The organism is Bradyrhizobium sp. Leo170 (assembly GCF_004296405.1).
In the GTDB taxonomy this organism is placed as follows: domain Bacteria; phylum Pseudomonadota; class Alphaproteobacteria; order Rhizobiales; family Xanthobacteraceae; genus Bradyrhizobium.
This window is the reverse complement of sequence record NZ_PSRR01000596.1, coordinates 1-2627: the sequence shown is the minus strand read 5'-3', so window position 1 is coordinate 2627 and position 2627 is coordinate 1. Positions and strand designations below refer to the sequence as shown.

Annotated in this window: 3 protein-coding genes; all 3 read left to right on the top strand. The window is 62.7% G+C overall.

Annotation, left to right across the window (positions count from 1 at the left end):
• Positions 1 to 632 (top strand): molybdate ABC transporter permease subunit (gene modB / locus CWO89_RS42915; protein WP_130584230.1); only part of this gene is annotated, 632 nt, incomplete at its 5' end.
• Entirely contained in the window at positions 629 to 1795 is a 1167-nt protein-coding gene (modC, locus tag CWO89_RS42910) for a molybdenum ABC transporter ATP-binding protein (RefSeq protein ID WP_130231848.1), read from the top strand. The genes modB and modC, both read left to right, overlap by 4 nt.
• 268 nt (positions 1796 to 2063) lie before the next feature.
• Positions 2064 to 2459 (top strand): type 2 periplasmic-binding domain-containing protein, encoded by a 396-nt coding sequence (locus CWO89_RS42905; protein WP_130584229.1) that lies wholly within the window; start codon positions 2064 to 2066, stop codon positions 2457 to 2459.
• The last annotated feature ends 168 nt before the right edge of the window (positions 2460 to 2627 follow it).

Sequence of the window (2627 nt, the reverse complement as noted above, 5' to 3'; positions counted from 1 at the left end):
TCGAGCTCGCGAGCCTGACGACCGTGATCCTGCTGGTCCTTGGCACGCCGCTCGCGTGGTGGATAGCGCGCTCGAAGAGCCTTTGGGCTGAGGCGGTCGCCACGATCATCCCGCTGCCGCTGGTGCTGCCGCCAACAGTACTCGGTTTCTATCTGCTGGCCCTGCTCGGCCCGAGTGGCCTTCTCGCCTCTCTCTGGGGCGGGGCCACGCTCGCCTTCACCTTTACGGGGCTCGTGGTCGGATCGGTTTTGTCAGCGCTGCCTTTGATGGTGCAGCCCATCCGCAACGCCTTCGCTGCGATGGGTGACCGCCGGCTGGAAGTCGCTGCCACTCTGCGCGCCTCACCGTTATATACCTTCTTCACGGTCGCCTTGCCTGTGGCGCGAACGGGTGTTCTGACAGGCGCCATGCTTGGCTTTACGCATGCGATAGGCACGTTCGGCATCGTGCTTATGATCGGCGGCAACATTCCTGGGCGCACCAAGGTGCTGTCGGCCTATCTCTTCGACTATGTCCAAGCCTCGCGCTGGCGCGAAGCAAGCTGGCTTGCCGGGGCCATGGTGATGTTCGCCTTTGCGGTAATCCTCACCTTAACCTTGATCGACAAATACAGCGGAAGGAGGAGCAGGTGAGGATAGCCACGCCAGGCCGGATTGACATTGCCTTCAGCGGCAGTATCGCCGGCTTCTCGCGCGATACGCAATTCAGCGTACCCGCCAAAGGCGTGACGGCGATTTTCGGCCCACCAGGCTGCGGCAAGACCACGCTGGCGCGCTGCATCGCCGGCCTAGAGCCTTTGCCAAATGGTTTTTGCGCCATCGACGGCGAGGTGTGGCAGGATAGGACGACCTTTCGCCCACCCCATCTGCGTCCCATCGGCTATGTGTTTCAGGAGCCGAGTCTTTTTCCTCATTTGTCGGTCAGGCGCAACTTGCTTTACGGTGCGCCCAAACCGAAGCCAACGCCGATCGCGTTTGATGAGGTGGTCGAACTGCTCGAGATAGCTCCGTTGCTCGACCGCTCTCCCTCACATCTGTCCGGCGGCGAGCGGCAGCGCGTCGCCATGGGTCGCGCGCTGTTGTCTCAGCCCAGACTGCTTGTGATGGACGAGCCGCTTGGCGCGCTCGACCGCTGCGCCAGACGTGAGATTCTGCCGATCATCGAGCGCCTGCCCGAGAAGCTCGCGCTGCCGATGATCTACATCGGCCATGACATGGCGGAGATCGAACATTTTGCCGATTATCTCGTCATGATGGAGCGCGGCGTAGTGACCGCGGCCGGACCGCTGCAAGTCTTACAGAGAGATCCCGCGCTGCCGCTAGCGGCAAGCCGCGAAGCCGCCGTCAGCCTTGATGCCGTTGTCAGCGGCTATGATGGGCGCTATGGGCTACTCATTCTCCGCCTCAAAGGGGCGCGGCTGTTGGTGCCGGCGCCGCCGTTTGCACCCGGCGTGCACCAACGGCTGCGCATTGGAGCGAGCGACGTCAGCGTGGCGCGCGAGGCGCCACGCGCAGGCTCCATGATTAATGTCTTTCCGGCGCGCATCAGAGCCTGTTTGCCGCTCGGCGCGGCTGAGATCACGCTGGTTCTTGCGCTCGGCACCGGGGGCTCGGGCACGGAGATTTTGGCCCGCATCACGCGTTTCTCCTTTGATTCCCTTGGGCTAAAGGATGGGATGGACGTATTCGCGCAGCTCAAGCACGTCTCGCTGCTCTCGGCCTCTGAACCGCCATTGCAAATCGTGACGACCTCCAGGCCAGCAGCAGATCCTGGGCAGGCAAGCGCCGCGGCGTGAAACGAGCAAGCTCGCTCGAGAGGCGAGCGGCATCATCTTGAGGCTACATTTCATTGTGCCACGCAGGCGGAGTTGAAGAGGCCGATATCGCAAGCCGGACGAGGCGGCCGAGCCATTGGACGGGGCACGCTGGCAACCTATGTGCGTGTCAAGCAAAGGCCCGCGCCATGTTTCTCGAACCGCACGCCAATTGCTGGGATGAGAAGCAAGAGCCGCCGCGGCTAACGCGTTCCCAGTGGCGTCCGGATTTCCCGATGAGGCTTGCCGATTGATCCTCATCAATTCAGTTCTGACCCTGTTTGTGGTCGGAAATGCAGGAGCGGCGGAGGTCGACGCGGCGGTCGCCGCGAACTTCACCGCGCCGGCCAAGGAGCTGCAGCGCCGTTTAAGCCGAAGACCGGGCGAGGCCAAGCTTTGGCGCGAGCGGACAGCTTACAGCCAGGTGAGGCAACGGGCGCCCTTTGAGCTATTTCTCCGCCCGACGAGGCCGCCCGAGCAATCTGGTCGAGAACGGTCTTGCGTTCAGGAAAGCCGGTTCACCTATGCGACCTATAATCTCGTGCTGTGCAGTTCAACTCCGAAGTTCGTGAACGAGGCTTTCGCAAAACCTCGATCCATAATCCGGCTGCTGCGCGTTATAGCGCAGCCACTGAGCACGCTGTGAAAGCGCTCGGCGCCTGTGAATTGACGCAGCCGAAGCTGGTCGCGGGATCCTCGCATCTCCCTGGGCCGGAAGCACCCCTCACCTTCCCGCTCTCGTGGGGGGACACGCGCTCTCTTTCGTGGTCAAGCCGCTCCGGAAGGCCTCCGTTACCAAGCTGGCTTGCCGCCG